An 18,306-nucleotide genomic window follows, 5' to 3' on the forward strand; every position below is an offset into this window, starting at 1 on the left:
ACTGCTTCAGCCGGCGGGAGGTCATGATGCTGGCGATGGCTGCCGGATTGGTTCCCGACGCCGCCAGTGCGGCTGAGCCTGCACCCGAGTTGCACGGTCTGGGCCAGAGGGAGTGGCCTCCTCTGCCACAGGGCGATCCTTCGCGGCTGTTGCTGGACCGGGGGTGGCTCTTTCACGAGGGCGACATTCCGCTGGACCCGCCGGTCGGCCACCATCAGACCTATCTTTCGGTCAAGGCAGGCAATGCGCGTGGAGCGGCCGCGATCGACTGGGACGACAGTGACTGGCAGCAGGTCAGCCTGCCGCATGACTGGGCGTCTTTTCAGCCTTTCGTCGAAAGCGCCAATGTCTCGCAGGGTTATCGGCCGCGCGGCATGGGCTGGTATCGGCGCAGCTTCCGGTTGGAGGAGAGCGACCGGGCCAAGCGGCTGGAATTGCAGTTCGGCGGCATTGCGACGCGATCGACCATCTGGGTCAATGGCAGCCTCGTCGTCCGGAATTTCTCGGCCTATAATGCGGTCATTGTCGACATCACGCCCTTCGCCCGGTTCGGTGAGGAAGGGAATGTCATCGCGGTGCAGGTGGATGCCACCGCGATGGAGGGCTGGTGGTATGAGGGCGCAGGCATTTACCGCCATGTCTGGCTGGCGAAGCGGGCTGCCGTGTCCGTTGCGACCGACGGCGTGCATTGTGATCCCCGGCTGGTTGACGGACGATGGACAGTGCCGGTTACGGTGACGCTGGAAAGCGTCTCCGATGCTCCCGCCGATGTGGGGGTGACGGCGGTGCTGCGCGATCCGGACGGGCGGGAGGTGGCGCGGCAGGCCGTTGCGGCGCAAGTCGCTCCTCTCGCGTCGGGACATGCCGAGCTGCTGATCGAGGCGGGCGATGTCCTGCTCTGGTCGGTCGAGACGCCGCGGCTCTATACGGTCGAGATGGAGGTCAAGGGCCCTCACGGGGAGGATCGGCGGACCATCCCCATCGGCTTCCGTTCCATTGCCTTCGACGCCGGGCGGGGCTTTCTGTTGAATGGCCAGACGGTGAAGCTGAAGGGCGTATGTCTGCATCAGGACCATGCAGGGGTGGGTGTCGCCGTGCCGGATGCGCTGTTGGCATGGCGGCTCCAGCGCCTCAAGGATTTCGGCTGCAACGCCATACGCTGTTCTCACAATGCGCAGGCGCCGGAATTTTATGCGCTCTGCGACCAGATGGGCTTTCTGGTCATGGATGAGAACCGGATTTTCAATCCGGCACCCGAAAATATGGCGCAGTTGCAATGGCTGGTGCGGGCGCATCGCAACCATCCCAGCATCATCCTCTGGTCGGTGTTCAATGAAGAGCCGATGCAGGGCACGCAGGCCGGGGTCGAGATGGTGCGGCGTATGCGCGCGGCGGTGCACGCGCTGGACGACAGCCGCCCGGTAACGGCAGCGATGAACGGCTCTTTCTACGCCCTGCATAACGTGTCGCAGGTCGTGGATGTGATGGGATTCAACTATTATCCAGACGATTACGACCGCTTCCATGCACTGAATCCGGCCAGGCCCTCGACCAGTTCGGAGGATACGAGCGCCTTCATGACGCGGGGCGCGTTCGCCAGCGATTCGGGCAGGCATGTCATTTCCTCCATGGACGAGGAAGCAGCAGCCTGGGGCGCGACGCATCGGGCATCGTGGAAGGCGATTGCCGAGCGGCCTTTTATCGCGGGCGGCTTCGTGTGGACGGGCTTCGACTATCATGGCGAGCCGACCCCCTATGCCTGGCCGACGATCGCCAGCTTTTTCGGCGTGCTGGACCTGTGCGGCTTTGCCAAGACGGCTTATGACATCCGGCGCGCGCAGTGGATCGATGACGAGGTGGTGGTGGGCGTTGCGCCGCACTGGACATGGTCGGGTCATGGGCCGGGCCGGGAAGGTCAGACGATCGACCTGCTGGTCAGCGCCAATGCCGATCGGGTGCGGGTGAAGATCAACGGCCGCGTGATCGGCGAGCAGGATTGCGACCGCATCATGGGCAACAGGTTCGCCGCGACCTATGTGCCGGGTGTGCTGGAGGTCGAGGCGCTGAGAGGCGGCCGCGTCATGGCGCGGGCGACGCATCATACGGCCGGGCCAGCGGTGGCGCTGCGGCTGACGCCCACACGGCGCGCCTTGCGGGGCGACGGCGAGGATGTCGTGGCGGTGACGGTCGACGCCGTCGACGCGCGTGGCCATCATGTGCCGGTGGAGCAGCGCAAGGTGTGCTTTGGCGTGTCGGGCGCGACACTGATCGGCATCGGCAACGGCGATCCCAATTGCCATGAGAGCGAGAAGGCGCCGGAGCGTTCTCTGTTCAATGGTCTGGCGCAGCTGATCGTGCAGGCGGGTGAGGGACGGGGCCGGGTGACGATCGATGCGCAGGCCGAAGGGCTACGGCCGGTTCGGCTGGTGCTGCCGGTACTCGCGAGCGACGTGCGGCCCTTTGTCCCGGTGCAGGCTCGGGCCGCGCTTCTGACGGAATGGCGTGTGTCTCCCGCCTTTGCCGAGCGTCCAGATCCCGCGCTGCGTCCTGCCGACGGAGACAATAATCTCTGGGCCTTCATCCGCAGCGGGACCGCCGTTGAGGCGGACAAGGCGGCGCAGTGGCGCATCTGGCGGGCCGTCCTGCCGGAGCGCAGGCGGATCAAGGCCGAAGGCGGACGGCTGTTGCTCGATCAGGTTGCGGGGCGCGCGGAGCTTTGGATCGACGGCAGGCGCGCGGGGGTGAAGGATCGGGGTGGCGTTGGCGCCATGGCAGCCATAGTGCCCGCCGGCGCGCATGAGGTCGCGCTGCTGATCCAATCGGATCCTGACGAAAGATCAGGGATATTGGGCGCTGTCCGGCTGGCCGGGAAGTGAGGGCTGCTTTGGGCCGTATGCGGCTTCCAACCCTCACTTCCGTCCCTTCAGAGGATCAGCGGAAAGCGCCGATCGTGGCGACCGCGATGGCGGGCGCCGGGACTGCCGGGCGTGGGAAGCTGAGGCGCAGATAGCGGACATCTTGCGCGGCGGCGAAGGCAATGCGCTGGGTTGCGCGGGCGTAGTTGATATTCTGGAACTCGCCCTCGTGCGGTCTGGTCCAGTTTTTGCCGTCGGTGCTGCTTTCCACCACATAGCGGGCGGGCGGGGCGGCTTGCGGGTCGACATGGCGAGTGGGCGTCAGCGAGAAGCCGGCGAGCTTCTCGGTCTGGCCCAGATCAATGGTCAGATTTGCCGGAGCTACGGAAGTCCAGACGGTCCCGGCATCTTCATCGAGGACGGCTTCGGCTCCGGGGGCGCTGGCGGCGATGATCTTCCACCCCTTGCGGGCGACGATGCTGGCATCGCTGGCTTTGGCCGGGGGCAGTTCGGCGGGCGCGACCGAGAGGAACAGGGCGAATTCGCGCAGGGTCGGGCCTGCCTCCGCAGCGGTGGGGCGGAAGCGGACTCGGCGGGGCGCGATGGGCTGGGCCAGGCGGATGAGGCGCTGGGGGCCGATCATCTGCTTTTCCGCGACCTGCTGCCAGTTTTGGCCGTCATGGGAAATGTCGATGGCGAAGCTGGTCGTGCGCAGGCCGAGCGGAAGCCATTCCTGCAGGCGGATAGTATCGAAACGGGTGCCCGGTTGAAGGTCGAGGATGAGGGTCGCGTCTTTCGCTTCGGTAGGCGCGCACCAGAAACTATCGGGGTTGCCGTCAGTTGCGTGGGCCGCCGTGCTGCCAATGTCAGCGCTTGCGGTGGCAACCGCGTTTTGCGCAAGATCGGTGGCAAAGGTGGCGCGGACGGCATCGCCAAAGGCTTTCAGGCTGGCGACGTCGCGATCAGCAATACGGCCGCGCTTGTCGGGCGGCAGGTTGAGGTGGAAGGTCGTGCCGTGGCCGATCGACTGGTCGAACATCTCCATCAGCTTCTGCGGCGTCTTTACCTGCGCATCCTCATCGGCATGGTAAAACCAGCCGGGCCGGATCGAGACGTTGGTTTCGGCGGGCCACCACAGTTCAGCGCCGCGCACGCCGCTATTGCCCTTCGTCTGGTCATAAGGTTCGTTGGGCATGGTTGGCCAGCAGGGATCGCCCGCATGGCCATCCTCATTGCCGACCCAGCGAATGTCCGCGCCCAGCGGGTCGAAGGTGCAGGCATTGGGTTGCAGCTCATGGACCAGTGCGACGATGCTGGGCCAGTCATAATAGGGCTCAGCGTCGATCTTCCGCGTCTCGCGGGCACCGCCATACCAGCCGTCGCCGCCATTGGCGCCGTCGAACCACACCTCGAACAGCTCGCCATAGCGGGTGCAGAGTTCGGTCAACTGGGCGCGGTAATAATCGATATAGCTGGGCTTTCCATAATCGGCGCGGTTGCGGTCCCAGGGCGACAGATAGATGCCGAACGCCATGCCAGCCCGGCGACAGGCCTGTTCCAATTCTCCGACAATGTCGCCCTTGCCTTGCCTGTAGGGCGTGTTGCGGACGCAATGTTCGGTCAGCATTGTAGGCCAGAGGCAGAAGCCGTCATGATGCTTGGCGGTTATGATGATGCCGTTGAGACCACCTGCCTTCGCTGCCGCGACGATCTGGTCGGGGTCGAAGTCGGTGGGGTTGAACAGGCGGACATCTTCGTCGCCATAGCCCCATTCCTTGTCGGTGAAGGTGTTTATCGAAAAATGGATGAAGGCATACATGCGCCGGTCATGCCATTTAAGCTGCCGGGCCGAGGGGGTGGCGCCCCATGCGGCGGGGAACGGCGGCTTGCCGAGCGTTGCCGTGGGACCGCGCGGGGCGCAGGCGGCTGTTCCGGCGAGCAGCGATCCGGCCATCAGCGAGCGGCGGGTAAGATGCGGGGTCATGGCTTGGCCTTTGGGGTTAGGGGTTCGGGAATGAGCCAGACTTCGGCGATCTGGCGGCCTCGGCCGCTGCCGCCCACGCCCTGCGGTCGGCTCCAGACGAGATCGAGCGTGCCGCCGGCAGTGAGGGATGGGGCGAGAAGGAGTTCTACGCGCTGCGGGTTGGTCGCGCGCATGGATGGGGCGGGCAGAGGCGTGCCGTTGGCAGTGAGGGTGAGCGGCAGGCTGTAATCCTCGCCGGCCCGGCTGTAGCGCAGGCGATAGGCGCGGTTCTTCTCCAGCCCTTCGTAATGGAGGGTCAGCGGATGTTCGAACAGCGCCTCGGCATAGCTGAGTTCGGCCATGCGCCAGCCTTCATTCGGCGTATATTCAGCCACGCCGTCGATTGCCGTCCGCCAGAGCTGCGGATCGCCGGGATAGCCGGGGCCGCGCACCAGATGCGGCTCGTTATCGGGATCGCCCAGATCGTCATAGAGGGCGAAATCTGCCATCCCCCAGCGGTCGCCCAGCGCGTAGAGCGCCGCGATCCGCTCGGCTTCGGTGGGGAAAGAGAGGGCGGCGTTCATGTCGCGCTCAACGGCGAAGCGGTCGTTAAGGTCGATCATCGCACGGTCGAAATTGGCGCCACGTCGCCAGTCGGAGGCGCCATGACGCTCGACTGACAGCTGCATCCCGGCCGTTGCGCGCAGCCGGTCGGCCAGAGCGCTCAGCCGCTGATACAAGCTCGTCGAGCGGGGGGCGTCCGGGCGGGCGTAGGCGAAACGGGCAGCGGCGACGGCAGGTTCGGCGCCGATGGCTGGCGTCTGGCGCAGCGTGTAGAGCGCCTCAGCCTGATTGGAACGCGCGCGGATCAGCCGCTCGCGGATCAGCGCGTCGTAGACGGCGCGGTATCGGTAGAGGTCGACATGCCAGCCCGCCCATGGTGCGGGGTGGACCGCGTCAATGGCCTTCAGCGTGCGGTCGATGGCGGTGTTGGCGGCGGGGTTGCCCTGCCAATTGGCTTCCAGCATCGCCGGGATGGCGGCGAAGGCCGGGTCGCCAATGTAGAAATTGGCATAATCGCTGGCGATGTCCGCCCCGGCATTCCAACCCATGGCGAGCCATTGGTGGACGTTCCAGTCGTCGTTGACCCCCTCGGAGTAGCTGATCGCGCCGCGCGTGCCGGGCGTGATTGCGGCGAAGATGTCTGCCTGTGCCGAGGGGCGCGGATTGACCGGCTCGCGGCCTTGTGTGAGCGCGAAGGCAGGATGCCAGTCGGGGATGGGAAATTGCGCCTGCATCGCATGGGCGGTGTCGGGATAGAGTTCCAGCGGCAAACGGCCCGCGAGGCGGCGAAGATGGATGGCGGCGCTTTCACGGGTCTGGGGGCCGACGAAGATCGCGGTCAGCCATGTCGGGCGGCGGGCCAATGCGGCATGGAACGCGTCAAGATCCCTGGCATCAAAGCCTTGGGTCGAGAGCAGCAATTCGGCCTTGGGGAAGCGGGCACGCAGCGTCCTGGATAGCCGGTCAAGCAGCGGGAAAAGCCGTTCTGGGCTGGTATGGCCGGGATCGCCGCCGGGGAAATAGAGGGCGTTGAGCGCGGGCAGGGTCTTGAGGAAGGCGGCGAGAGTGCGCGCCTCCGCCTTATCCGCCGCGCCGCCGTCATAGTCCCCCAGCAGCGGATAGAAGATCGCAACGTCCAGCCCCAGATCATGCGTGGCCTGCGCCATATCGCGCACGGCCTGTTCGGGCGGCACGGGCATCAGCGGCGAGATCGGTGCGTCGTCGGAGCGCGGCGATATGATCTGGATGCGGTTCGCGCCCCAGAGCGCGAAATCCTCGATCCGGCGCCTGAGCATCGCCGGGGTCCAGGCATCATAGCTGTTATTCTTGAAGCGATAACCGATCTGGGTGCCGCGAATCGACTGCTGCGGTTTTTCGCTGACCGGCGCGCTCAGCGAGAGCGCGAGATTGTCGCTATGCCGCAGCAGCCAGCCCGCGCCATAGACGAAACCGCGCGTGCTGGCGGCGCTGATGCTGACGGTCGCGGCCTGCCGGTCGATGCGGAAGGCTTCTTGGGACAGGTGCGCGGGCCGGAAGGCGATGCGCGTCGCGCAGCTCTTGTCGTTCGCGCCGCGTTCCACAAGGCGGCGGCGCAGCAGGTCGGCGGCTGGCTTGGCCGTGCCGGTCCCGACCACGCAGACCGATTGCAGCGGCACGAATGCGGATGGCGCGCTTTGGGCGAGCAGCGTCAGGGCCGCTGCGACGCTCATACCGGGCGGCCGGGGCGGTCTTCAGGGCGGCTGGCGAAGGCCTTGTTGGGCGTGCTGCTCATCTCGAAGCGCAGCGTGCCGCCCTGCGCCAGATCGGCATGGGCGATCCAGCTTTTCGTCCACTGTTTCCCGTTCCACTCCACCGAGCGGACATAAGGGGCGTCGGGGCCGTTATTGGGCGCCTCGACGACCAGCTTCCTTCCCTTGCCGAGACTGACGGTCGCGCGGGTAAAGAGCGGGCTGCCCAGCACATAGGTCGCGCTGACCGGATCGACCGGATAGAAACCGAGCGAGGACAGGATGAACCAGGCGCTCATCTGCCCGCAATCGTCATTGCCGATCACGCCGTCGGGCGCGGCCTTATACATTTCCGTCAGCAGGCGGCGAACCATGGCCTGCGTCTTCCACGCAGCGCCGCAATAGGCGTAAAGATAGGCGACATGGTGGCTCGGCTCATTGCCATGGGCATATTGGCCGACAAGGCCGCTAATGTCCGGCGGCGCGCCTTCGGGCAGGGTGGAATCGGCGGTGAACAGGGCGTCCAGCTTCGCCTCGAACGCGGCATCGCCGCCCATGGCCGCGATCAGGCCGTGGACGTCATGCTGGTTGAGGAAGGTCGCCTGCCAGCTGTTGCTTTCAGTGAAGTCGCGCCATTGTTTCGAATGGCCGACTGCGTTGGGCGCGAAGGGTTCTGCCCAGCGGCCATCGGCCAGACGCGGACGGGCGAAGTTCAGCTTCGTGTCGAAGACATTGCGCCAGTTACCGCAGCGTTGGCGCAGGCGCCTGGCCCTGTCGGTCGCGCCCGCCGCGTCCGCGACATACGCGGCGGCATAGTCGTCATAACTATATTCCAGCACCCGCGACACGCTCTCGAAAATGCGGTCGGCGGGGATGAAGCCCATCTCGTCATATTCGCGGATGCCAAGGCTATTGTCCTGATGCGGGGTGGACCAGTCGAACAGCCGCCTTTCGATGCCGGGCCAGGCGGCGGCATAGTCGGCGGAGATGCCCTTCGCCCGTGCTTCGGCCAGCACGGCGACGCTATGCCAGCTGATCATGCAGCCGGTTTCCACGCCTTGCAGCGGCCAGACGGGCGGGCCGAAGGGGCTTTGCTGCGTCTGGCGGATGAGATCGGCGGTGAACACTGCGGCGCGATGCGGGCGGATCAGCGTCTGAAGCGGGTGAAAGGCGCGATAGGTGTCCCAGAGCGAATAGGCGCTATAGGCTTCCTCGCCCTTGTTCAGCCGATGGATCTGGTGGTCGAGGCCCACATAACGGCCGTCGACATCGGAGAAGAGGGTCGGACCAAGGCTCGCATGATAAAGTGCCGAGGAGAGAATGGTGCGCTGCTCGGGCGTGCCGCCTTCCGCCGCGATATGGCTCATTTCCTCCGCCCATGCCTGGGCGGCGGCGGCGCGGTAGCGGTTGAAGTTCCAGTGGGAGGCCTCGGCCTTGAGATTCTTCTTCGCGCCGTCGAGACCGACCGCTGAAATGCCGCAGCGGATGACCAGCGGCGCGATGCCTGCATCCTCATAATGGAGGACGGCTTTAAGGCGCCTGCCCTTCGCGGAGGTTGCTCCGGCAGGCTGGTCGTCGTCGGAGAAGAACTCGGCCCGGCTGGGCGGGCGGGAGAATTGCATCGCAAAGAAGATGCGACGGCCCTTGGCCCAACGGAACACGCGGCGCGTGCCGGTAAGGGTGCCGTCCGCTTCGAGGATCAGTCCGGCCTCATCGATCAGCGGAGCTTCGCCGGGGCCTTCCATCACCAGATGACTCATGTCGATCAGGATATGGGCCGGGCCGGCGGGGAAATGATAGCGATGGATGCCGGTGCGCGGCGTCACCGTCAGTTCGGCACGAACACCGCTTTCGAGGGAGACGGCATAGTAACCCGGTTCGGCCTGTTCCTCACTGTAGCGCTGGCGATAACCTTCATCCGGCTTGTCGAGCCGGCCGGGCTGCAACTGGACCGGGCCGCGCGTCGGGACCACCAGCACGTCCAGCATGTCGCCGATACCGGTGCCCGACAGGTGCGTGTGCGAAAAGCCCAGCAGCGAGGCATCGCCATGATGATAGCCCGAACATGTGTCCCAGCGGGCCGTGTCGGTGTCGGGCGACAATTGCACCATGCCGAAGGGCATGGACGCGCCGGGGAAGGTGTGACCGTCGCCTCCGGTGCCGACGAAAAGGTTCGGCCTGGCCGTTGGCACGGCGGCTTCGAGGCGGGCCGCCCTCGCGAGTGCGAGCGTGGCGCTTGCGCTGAGCAGGGTGCGGCGGGTGAGATGCGTCACAGCGGCGCCCCCAACAGGGCAGGCTTGCGGCGGGCGAGGTCCAGCATCAGTTCGCCGAACAGGCCATTGGCCCACGCGAACCAGTGACGGGTGTAGGTAGCGGCGTCATCCTGATCGAAGGCCTCGTGGATGAAGCCGGTGCCGCCATGGCTGGCCTTCAGATGACGCAAACATTGGCGGATGGTGGCGTCGTCGTCGCTGTTGAGGGCATGCATGATGATCGACATCGGCCAGATCATGCGCAGGCCCGCATGGGGTCCGCCGATGCCCTCGGCCACCGTGCCTTTGAAGAAATAGGGGTTGCGATCGCTCCATGCAGCGGCGGCGGTGCGCTGGAACAGGGGATCGCCGGTCGGGACCGCGCCAAGATAGGCGAGCGCGGAGAGGCTCGGCACATTGGCATCGTCCATGAAATGGCCGTTGCCGAAACCGTCCACCTCATAGGCCCAGAGGCGCTCGCCCGTCGCCGGGTCGATCATCGTGCCATGGGCGCGGGTGGCGGCTTCCACCTCGTCGGCCAGCGCCCTGGCATCGGCGGCAAGCGTGGCGTCCTTCGCCGCCTCGCTGGCGACGATGGCCAGCTTGCGCAGCGCCGCCACCGCGAAGAGATTGGCGGGCACGAGGAAGGGGAAGATGCAGGCATCGTCCGAGGGCCGATACATGCTGTGGATCATCCCGACCTTGCGCGTGGGTGCGCCATAGCCGTTCAGGATCTGCGTTTCGGTGGCCAGCCTGTCGCGACGCAGGAAGCGATAGGGACCGGGGCCGTCCTTGCGCTGCTGCTCGCGGAAGGTACGGATGCTGGTGCGGGCAGCCTTCGCCCAGAGCGCATCGAAGGGGGCGGAATCGCCGCTCGCCTTCCAATAATCGTGGGCGAGGCGCATCGGATAGCATAGGGAGTCGATCTCCCATTTTCGTTCCGCGACGCCGGGTTTCATCTCGGTATCGTCGGCCTGTGCCCATGGCAGGTTCGTCCTGGCCGTGGGGTCGCGCATGAAGGCGTTAGCGTAAGGATCGATCAGGATCGAGCGCGCCTGCCGGGCGATGAGGCCATGGAACAGGATGCGCAGCTTCGCATCTTCGCGGGTCAGATGGACATAGGGGTTGAGCTGCGCCGAACTGTCGCGCAGCCAGAGACATTCAATGTCGCCGGTGATGACGCAGGCGTCGGGCTTGCCGTCGACCTCCCCCAGGAAGACCGTCGTGTCGAGCGTGTTCGGATAGCAGTTGCCGAACATCCAGCGCAGTTCGGCATCGCCGATCTTTGTGGAGACGCGGGCGAGTTCGCGTTCGACGGCCTGGCTGGTGAAGTGGCGCTGCGCGGGGCGCTTGCTTTCGAAGCGCGGGCCGGCGCCGATCGCGGGCGTTGCGGCGAGCGCCATGCCGCCAGCGATCAGGGAGCGGCGGTCGATCTTCATTTCGGCAGCTCCTGCGTTCCGGTGATGGTAAAGCTGACTTCGGTGCCCTTGGCTTCGCCCGGCTGGCCGCTGCCGATGAAGAGGCGATAGGCGCCGGGGCGCACGGCACGGTTGCCGTCGCGGTCCACGGTGCTGAGCGCGCGCGGATCGAAGGTGAAGCTCAGTGTCTTTTCCTTGCCCTGCTTCAGATTGACGCGTTGGAAGCCGACCAGATTATGGCGCAGCACCGGATCGTTGAACTCGCCGATAATGCGGAGATTTTCCGGTGGGATCAGATAGGCCTGCGCCACTTCCTCGCCTTCGCGAGCGCCGCTATTGGTGAGGCGGGCCTTGACCGTCAGCGTGTCGCCCGCTGCGATGGTCGCAGGCGCTTCGGGCTGGTCATAGGTGAAGCTGGCGTAGCTCAGGCCATGGCCGAAGCCCCAGAGCGGGGTCCCGTGGAAATAGCGATAGGTCCGCTCGCGCATGTTGTAATCGACGAAGGCAGGCAGATCGCGGGTCTTGGCGTAGAAAGTGACGGGCAGGCGGCCCGACGGGGCATAGCGGCCTTCGATCAGGTCGCTGATCGCGGTGCCGCCCGCTTCGCCCGGATACCAGGCGGCGACGACCGCGTCGGCATGGTCCTTCGCCCATTGCATGGCGACGGCGCTGCCCGAGAGCAGGACGACGACCAGCGGCCTACCGGTGGCCTTGACCGCTTCGAGCAGTTGTTGCTGGGCGTCGGGCAGGCCGATATCGGTGCGGTCGCCGCCGGAGAAGCCGGGCACCTCGATCTGGAGCGCTTCGCCCTCGACCGCCGGGGACAGGCCGATGAAGGCGATCACGGCATCGGAAGCGCGGGCTTCGGCCACGGCGCGGCTGCGCTGCGGCAGAGCAGGCGCGACCCAGGTGAGGCGTATGCCTTCATCCTCGCCGCTATGGGCGAGTTCGAGGCGGATGCTGCGCGGGCGGGCATCGGCGAAATGGAGGCGGGCCTCGACGCTCTTATTGTCGCCGGTGTCGGTGACGACCGGCTGACCGTCGACCCAGAGGCGCACCGCATCATGGCCGCTGCAATCGAAGCAGCGCGGCACATCGACGCGCAGCAGATGATCGCCCGGTCCTTCCGGCAGCAGCGTGCCGGTCCAGCGCACGCCATAGCGGTTGCTCGGCACGCCCTGCGCGGGCGAACTGCGGTTCCAGTCGAAATCGACCTTGCGATGGGTTTGGGTCACGACCGGCGCACCGCTGAAGTCGGGACTGGCGAAAAATTCCGCCTTCAGGCCGGGCGCGAAGGCGGTTTCGGGAATGACCACGGGCACGCCCTCGGCCAGTGTCGATCCTTGGGCATAATGCACCTCGAACCGTTTGCGCAGGGCGGCGAGCGGGGTCACCGGATCGGCGGCGGTGCCGTGATAATTGGCTTCCAGCACGTCGAGGCTGTCGGCATTGGGACCGATGACGGCAATGCGCGCGCCGCGCTTCAAGGGGAGAACGCCGTTATTCTGGAGCAGCACCAGCGACTTGCGCGCCGCTTCCACCGCAAGATTGCGGTTGGCGAGCGTGTCCACGGCGCTGGCCGGAACGCTGTCCCAGCGGCTTTTTGCGCCTAGGGCATCGCCCAGCGCCTTGCGCGCGGCGAAAGTGCGGGCGAGGGCGGTGTCGACGGTCGCCTGCGAGGTCAGACCCTGCGCCATCGCCTGATCAAGCGCGGCGTAAGCCTTGCCGCAATTCAGATCCATCCCCGCATTGATCGCTACGGCGGCGGCGGCGGCGTTGGTCTGGCGATAGCGCTGATAATGGTTGATATTCCCTATCGCGTCGCAGTCCGACACGACAAGGCCGGTAAAGCCCCAATCCTGTCGCACCCGCTGGTTCAGCAGCCAGTCCGACGCGCAGACCGGCACGCCATGGACGCTGTTATAGGCGCACATCACCGACAGCGCCTTGCCCTGCGTCAACGCCATGCGGAAGGCGGGGAGGTAGGTCGCCTCCATATCATAGGCGCTGGACTGGACGTTGAAACTGTCGCGCCCGGCTTCGGGGCCGCTATGGGCGACCAGATGCTTGGGCGTGGCGATGACGCGGGGCTGGCTGAGGTCAGGTCCTTGCAGGCCGCGCACGTAGCCGACTGCGAGGCTGCCGGTCAGCAGCGGGTCTTCGCCATAGGTCTCCTGCCCCCGGCCCCAGCGCGGATCGCGGAAGATGTTGATATTGGGCGACCAGATGGTGAGGCCCTGATAGCGCCGCCGGTCCTTGCCGGAGAGGCCGTTATATTTGGCGCGCGCTTCGGTGGAGACGGCTGTTCCGATGCGCTCCATGAGGTCGGGGTCCCACGTCGCGCCGAGGCCGATCGCCTGCGGAAAGACGGTGGCGATGCCATTGCGTGCAAGTCCGTGCAGCGCCTCGTTCCAATAATCATAGGCCGGGAGGTCGTCGCCGTCCCGGGGTGCGCCGGACTGAAGCTGGGCCGCCTTTTGCGCCGGGGTCATGCTCGCGATCTTCGCCTCGATCGCGGGATCGGCGGAGGCTGCGAGCAGGAAGAGGAGGGCGCTCATTGCCCGGCTCCCAGATGGCGCAGTTCGAGGGCGGCCTTGAGCTTGGCAAGGCTGTCGTTGGAGCTGATTGAGACGGTCACGCTTTCACCGGGGAGCAGGTCGACATAATTGTCGGAGGCGCTGGCATCGACTCTGCCGAAGCCGATCCACAGGCCACGGGCGAGACGGCTGGCCTTGACGGTGAGTTGCGGCTTGCCGTCCGGGGCGGTGGTCCAACTGGCCGCGAAGCCCGGATCGGGCAGCGGCATGGCCTTTTCCGGCAAAGCGGAGACGAGTGCGCGGGAGGCGAGTCTGCCGTCGACCAGCAGTTCCGCGACTGCAAAGGTCCGGGCCTTGTCGGCGCTGCCGAAAAGGGAGTCGTCGGTGAGGTCGCCAATCTTCGTGGCGGAAAGCGGGGCAAGGGTGGCGTCGCCTTCCTTGACGATGCTGTCCTTGCCGTCCACGTCGATCAGGCGGATGCGCCAATGAGCGGCGACGGGCGCAGCCTTGTCGGAGATCAGCGAGATTTCGGTGGCGCCGTTCTCACGCCGACCCGCCGAGATGGCGACGGGGGCGAAGAAGCGGCGTGCGGCATAGTGCAGGGCCTTCCAGCGGCCATAATAGTCAATGCTGGACCATGAGGCGCCGGGCCATACGTCATTGAGCTGCCAAAAGAGCGATCCGGTGGTTTCCGGGCGGCAGGCGCGGTGGTGCAGCGCGCCCAGAGCGATGCCGTCCGCCTGCATGGCCTGGCTCAGATAGACGAAATCCGCGAAATCGCGGGGGGTGCGATAGCGCTGCTCGATATAGAGGAGCAGCCGTTCCTGCCCTTCACCCTTCAGGAATTTCTGATGGGCGCGCATCACAGGCGAGGTGATGCTGCGATCCTTTGGCGCCGCGAAGGCGTCGATGGTCGGCATGACCGGCATGCCTTGCAATCCATATTCGGACATGAAGCGGGGGCAGCTTTCCAGATAGGCACTCACCGGCTTCTTGCCGCCCCAGACGTCCCAATAATGGCGGTCGCCATCGGCGTCCTGATCGGGCTTGCCCTCATAATTGCTGCTGGGCGATCCGGGCCAATAGGGCACATCGGGATCGCGTCGTTCGGCGGCATCGCGCAGAACCTGGTTGAACAGGATCGCAAGGCCGACGCCGATCTTCTCCTGCTCGTCCGCGCCCACTTTCTTCTTGTAGGCGATGCGGTCGGACCAGCTTTCCCAGCCGGAGAGGACTTCGTTGTTGCCGGACCACAGGACGATCGAGGGATGCGCCTGCACCCGGTCGACCTGCTCCTCCGCTTCGATCCGCACATTCTCGCGGAACTCGCGGTCATAAGGGGTGACGGCGCCGCCGAACATGAAGTCCTGCCACACCATCAGCCCCAGCCGGTCGGCCGCATCATAGAAGCTGTCGGGGAGGTAATATCCGCCACCCCAGATGCGCACCATGTTCATATTCGCGTCGCGGGCATCGCTGAGCAGGCCCGCCATCGTCTCCGGCTTCACGCGGGTCGGAAACATGTCGAAGGGGATGATGTTAGCGCCCTTCATGAAGATGGGGAGGCCGTTGATCCGCAGCTGGAAACCGCGCCCCTTGGCGTCAGCCTCGCGCACCAGTTCGACCGTGCGCAGGCCGGTGGAGCGGGCGGCGGTGTCGGCTTCCTCGCCCTCGAAGCGGACCTTGGTGGTGACGTTGTAGAGCGGCTGCGCGCCATAGCCCGCCGGATACCAGAGCTGCGGATCGGACAGGGTGACCGGGACGGCGATCTGATTGACGCCCGCGGTCAGCGTCACGTCGCGCATGGAGCTAATGGTGCGGCCGTCCGGCCCCTTCACCTCCACCTCCACCTGAGCGCGGCCATCGCGACCGGCGATCAGCTCGACATTTGCGGCGATGCGGGCTTCCGCCTTGGTCACCGCTTCCTGCACGACCCTTAGCGATTCGATCCGGGCGGCGTCCCACGCGTCGATATGGATCGGACCGTTCGGCCCGATGGCGAGGATGCGTGGACCCCAATCCCAGCCATAATGATATTTGGGCTTGCGGATGTAGGGGGAGGTCTGGCGCGCTTCCGGTTCATCGCCAAAGACGCTGTCATATTCGCCCGGCAGGGGGTTGGCGAGCGCCAGCACCTTGGGTTGCAGGGCCTTCAGCGGACTTTGGAAATGGATGGTGATTTCGTTGACGCCGGGCTTCAGCAGCGTCTTGACGTCCACGCGCCAGCGGCGATGGGCATTGTCGGCGGACAGGATGGTCTGGCCGTTCACCTTTACTTCGGCATAGGTGTCGAGGCCGTCAAACACGAGGTCGATATGCTCGCGGGCAAGCAGCTGCGGCGTCGCGTCGATCCGCCCGCGATAGTCCCAGTCGCTGCGGCCGACCCACTGGATGGTCGCTTCGTTAAGCCCGACATAGGGATCGGGCGTCAGCTTTTGCGCCACAAGATCGGTCTGGACCGCGCCGGGGACGCTGGCGGGCAGCCATTTAGCGGCCTTGGGGTGCGCCCTGGCAGCTTCGCCCTCGCCGGGGGCAAGGCGAAGCTGCCAGTTCCGGTCAAGCGGGATGCTGGTGCGCGGAGCGGCGATCAGGGCAGCGGGAGCGACCGCCAGTAGGAGGGCTGCGGCGCGACGGATCATCAGCGACGGTCCTCCAATATGACCTTTTCTACGGCATAGAACGGGTCGGACAATGGGGAGGTGAACTGGAAGCAAAGGTTCGCGTCGCCCTTTTGGTCCTGCAGCGCTGCGCTGAAGCGCATCCGGTTGGGTGCGGTCCGGGGATCGGGCAGCGGGAAGGTGCCGATCACGCTCCCCTCGCAGCCGCCGGCGCGCACGACCAGCTCACCATGGGCGGTGACGGCATAATGGGCGCGCAGCGCGCTTTCCTCATGCGCAAGGCCATAGTGGCGCGGCAGGCGGGCAACATCGATGGCGAAGGCCTTGGCCTCGCCCAGCGGCGCGTCGGGCCATTGCGTGCAGGTGTCGAAGATGTTGACGTTGAACGCGGGAGCGTCCTCGCTCTGCCCGGAGTTGAGCGGCACGCGCAGGCCGAGCGCGCCCTTGGGGCAGGCGGCCAGATCGGTTGGCGCCGCCGTCAGGAGAGCCGTCCGCGAAGCATCGAAGCGGCGCGGTGCCGCAGTGGCGCGACCGTCCTTGTAATAAGCGGCGGCTTCGAGCGTTGTGCCGGTCCTGATCGTGATCGGCACGGTATAGGCGCGTGCCTTCGCACCGGCCTTGGCGCCATAACGGATCGTGCCCGCGCCGGTTTGCGTGTCCATGGCGAGGGTCAGCCTGCCGCCGCGCAGCGCGTCGCCGCGCTTGCCCTGCATCCGGAAATTGACGGCAAAGGCGCTGTCGGCGGCGGCGATGCCTTCATGGGCATAGCGCAGCATCTGGGGGTCGAGCCGGTTCACAAAGTCCTTGAAATCGCGCTTGTCTCTGGGCGACCATGTCAGTTCCGATATGGCCGACAGGCGCGGGAAGATCGCATGTTCCTTCTGTTTGGGCGTGGCGAGATATTCCGCGAAGGAAGTCGCCTGCGCGCCCAGGACATGCTTTACGCGCCCGGCATCGATGCCGGCTGGCACCGGGTCGAAGGCATAGACCTGTTCCAGCGTCTGGATCGACAGGCGGCCCGGCGGTTCGTCGCTGCGGTCTGACTGGAGGCTGTCGAAATAGAGGACCGGCGCGGGCGCGAGCACCACATCATGCCCCTTGTTCGCCGCCTCGACCGCGCCCTTTTCGCCGCGCCAGGACATGACCGACGCGCTGGTCGGCACATCGCCTTCAAGAATTTCGTCCCAGCCGATCAGGCGGCGGTTCCTGGAGGCGAGATATTTGCCCAGTTCCCCGATCATCCAGCCCTGCATCTGGTTCTCGGTTGTCAGCCCCAGCGCCTTCATCTGCGCCTGCACCTCCGGCGAGCGTTGCCACTGGTCCTTCACCGCCTCGTCGCCGCCCACATGGATGAACTCGGACGGGAAAATGGCAATCAGCTCATCCAGCACATTTTCGATGAAGGCCATCGAGCGCGGGCCGGGCGAAAAGAGCCAGGGATTGATGCCCCAGTCATGGCCGGTTTCCGGCCGGTCGCCCAGCACCCCGATCTCCTGCGGATAGGCGGCCACCGCCGCCTGCGCGTGGCCGGGCATGTCGATTTCGGGAACGATGGTGATGCCGCGATCCGCGGCATAGGCGACCAGCGCCTTCAGTTGCTCCTGTGTGTAGAAGCCGCCGACTTTCTCCCCCGGCGCGCCGCCGGAGGAAGGCGGCGTTCGCCAGCCACCGATTTCGGTGAGCTTGGGATAGCGCTTGATCTCGACCCGCCAGCCCTGGTCGTCGGTCAGATGCAGGTGCAGCGTGTTCAGCTTCTGCGCCGCCATGGCGTCGACTATGGTGTAGAGCGTCTCGACCGGCTGGAAATGACGCGCCACGTCCATCATCAGCCCGCGCCAGCGGAACCGCGGCGCATCACTAATCGAAAGGGCGGAAAGGGTGACGGGCTTGCCGAACTGCGCGTCGGGGGAGAGCAATTGCGCCAGCGTCATCGCGCCCCAGATAAGGCCGCGATCGCCGCTCGCGCGGACGGTCGCGCCCTTCGTGTCGATGTCGAGCCTATAGGCTTCCTCGCCCGCGATGGCGGCGTCGCGCTCGATGCGGATCGTGCCGGTTGCTGCTTTGGCGAGCATCAGACCGCGGTCGATCTTGACCCGGTCGATCAGCAGCTGGGCGGCCATGGCGGCGCCCCTGTCTCCGTCGCTGGCGGAAACGGTCGCGCCATTGGCAATCAACAGCGTGCCGGTCGCAGGCGTCACCGAAGCGGGGAAGGGGATCAGCGGAAGGCTGGCTTGAGCCTGAGCGGGGATGGCGGTCAGCGCGAGAGGGATCGCGAGAAGGCTGCGCATTGGCTTTGGCTCCCTGTTTGGCCGACGCGGCGGTCAGCGCACCGTCATGAAAAGGGACGGGCGACCCCGTGCAGTGGGCCGCCC

General features: G+C 65.9%; 8 protein-coding genes. 1 reads left to right on the plus strand and 7 read right to left on the minus strand.

All coding sequences use genetic code 11. The features are described 5' to 3' along the window. The first annotated feature begins 23 nt into the window (after positions 1-23). The gene (galA, locus tag ACFC3J_RS01480) at positions 24-2,876 is read left to right on the plus strand and encodes a beta-galactosidase GalA (RefSeq protein WP_375194501.1); all 2,853 of its coding nucleotides are present in this window, start codon (positions 24-26) and stop codon (positions 2,874-2,876) included. Between the two features lie 55 nt (positions 2,877-2,931). Here galA and ACFC3J_RS01485 read toward each other — a convergent pair whose 3' ends face one another. From ACFC3J_RS01485 to ACFC3J_RS01515, 7 genes are read right to left on the minus strand one after another with little or no spacing between them, the layout of a single operon-like run. After that, positions 2,932-4,839 carry an alpha-L-fucosidase gene (locus tag ACFC3J_RS01485; protein ID WP_375194438.1) on the minus strand — a complete coding sequence of 636 codons (1,908 nt, stop codon included), beginning with the start codon at positions 4,837-4,839 and terminating at the stop codon, positions 2,932-2,934. Further along, positions 4,836-7,091, minus strand: a complete 2,256-nt coding sequence (locus tag ACFC3J_RS01490) for a hypothetical protein (protein WP_375194439.1) — start codon at positions 7,089-7,091, stop codon at positions 4,836-4,838. Before ACFC3J_RS01490 ends, ACFC3J_RS01485 begins: the two co-directional genes overlap by 4 nt. After that, positions 7,088-9,382: a GH92 family glycosyl hydrolase gene (locus ACFC3J_RS01495; RefSeq protein WP_375194440.1), complete on the minus strand. Its 2,295-nt coding sequence runs from the start codon at positions 9,380-9,382 to the stop codon at positions 7,088-7,090. Before ACFC3J_RS01495 ends, ACFC3J_RS01490 begins: the two co-directional genes overlap by 4 nt. Further along, positions 9,379-10,800 carry a glycoside hydrolase family 125 protein gene (locus tag ACFC3J_RS01500; RefSeq protein WP_375194441.1) on the minus strand — a complete coding sequence of 474 codons (1,422 nt, stop codon included), beginning with the start codon at positions 10,798-10,800 and terminating at the stop codon, positions 9,379-9,381. The genes ACFC3J_RS01495 and ACFC3J_RS01500 overlap by 4 nt, the downstream gene beginning before the upstream one ends. Beyond that, on the minus strand, positions 10,797-13,337 hold the full coding sequence (locus ACFC3J_RS01505; RefSeq protein ID WP_375194442.1) for a glycoside hydrolase family 3 C-terminal domain-containing protein: 2,541 nt from the start codon (positions 13,335-13,337) through the stop codon (positions 10,797-10,799). The genes ACFC3J_RS01500 and ACFC3J_RS01505 overlap by 4 nt, the downstream gene beginning before the upstream one ends. Beyond that, on the minus strand, positions 13,334-15,955 hold the full coding sequence (locus tag ACFC3J_RS01510; protein WP_375194443.1) for a glycoside hydrolase family 2 protein: 2,622 nt from the start codon (positions 15,953-15,955) through the stop codon (positions 13,334-13,336). Before ACFC3J_RS01510 ends, ACFC3J_RS01505 begins: the two co-directional genes overlap by 4 nt. Beyond that, positions 15,955-18,222: a beta-N-acetylhexosaminidase gene (locus ACFC3J_RS01515; RefSeq protein ID WP_375194444.1), complete on the minus strand. Its 2,268-nt coding sequence runs from the start codon at positions 18,220-18,222 to the stop codon at positions 15,955-15,957. Before ACFC3J_RS01515 ends, ACFC3J_RS01510 begins: the two co-directional genes overlap by 1 nt. Between the last annotated feature and the right edge of the window lie 84 nt (positions 18,223-18,306).

Source organism: Sphingobium sp. (assembly GCF_041987595.1).
Taxonomy (GTDB): domain Bacteria; phylum Pseudomonadota; class Alphaproteobacteria; order Sphingomonadales; family Sphingomonadaceae; genus Sphingobium.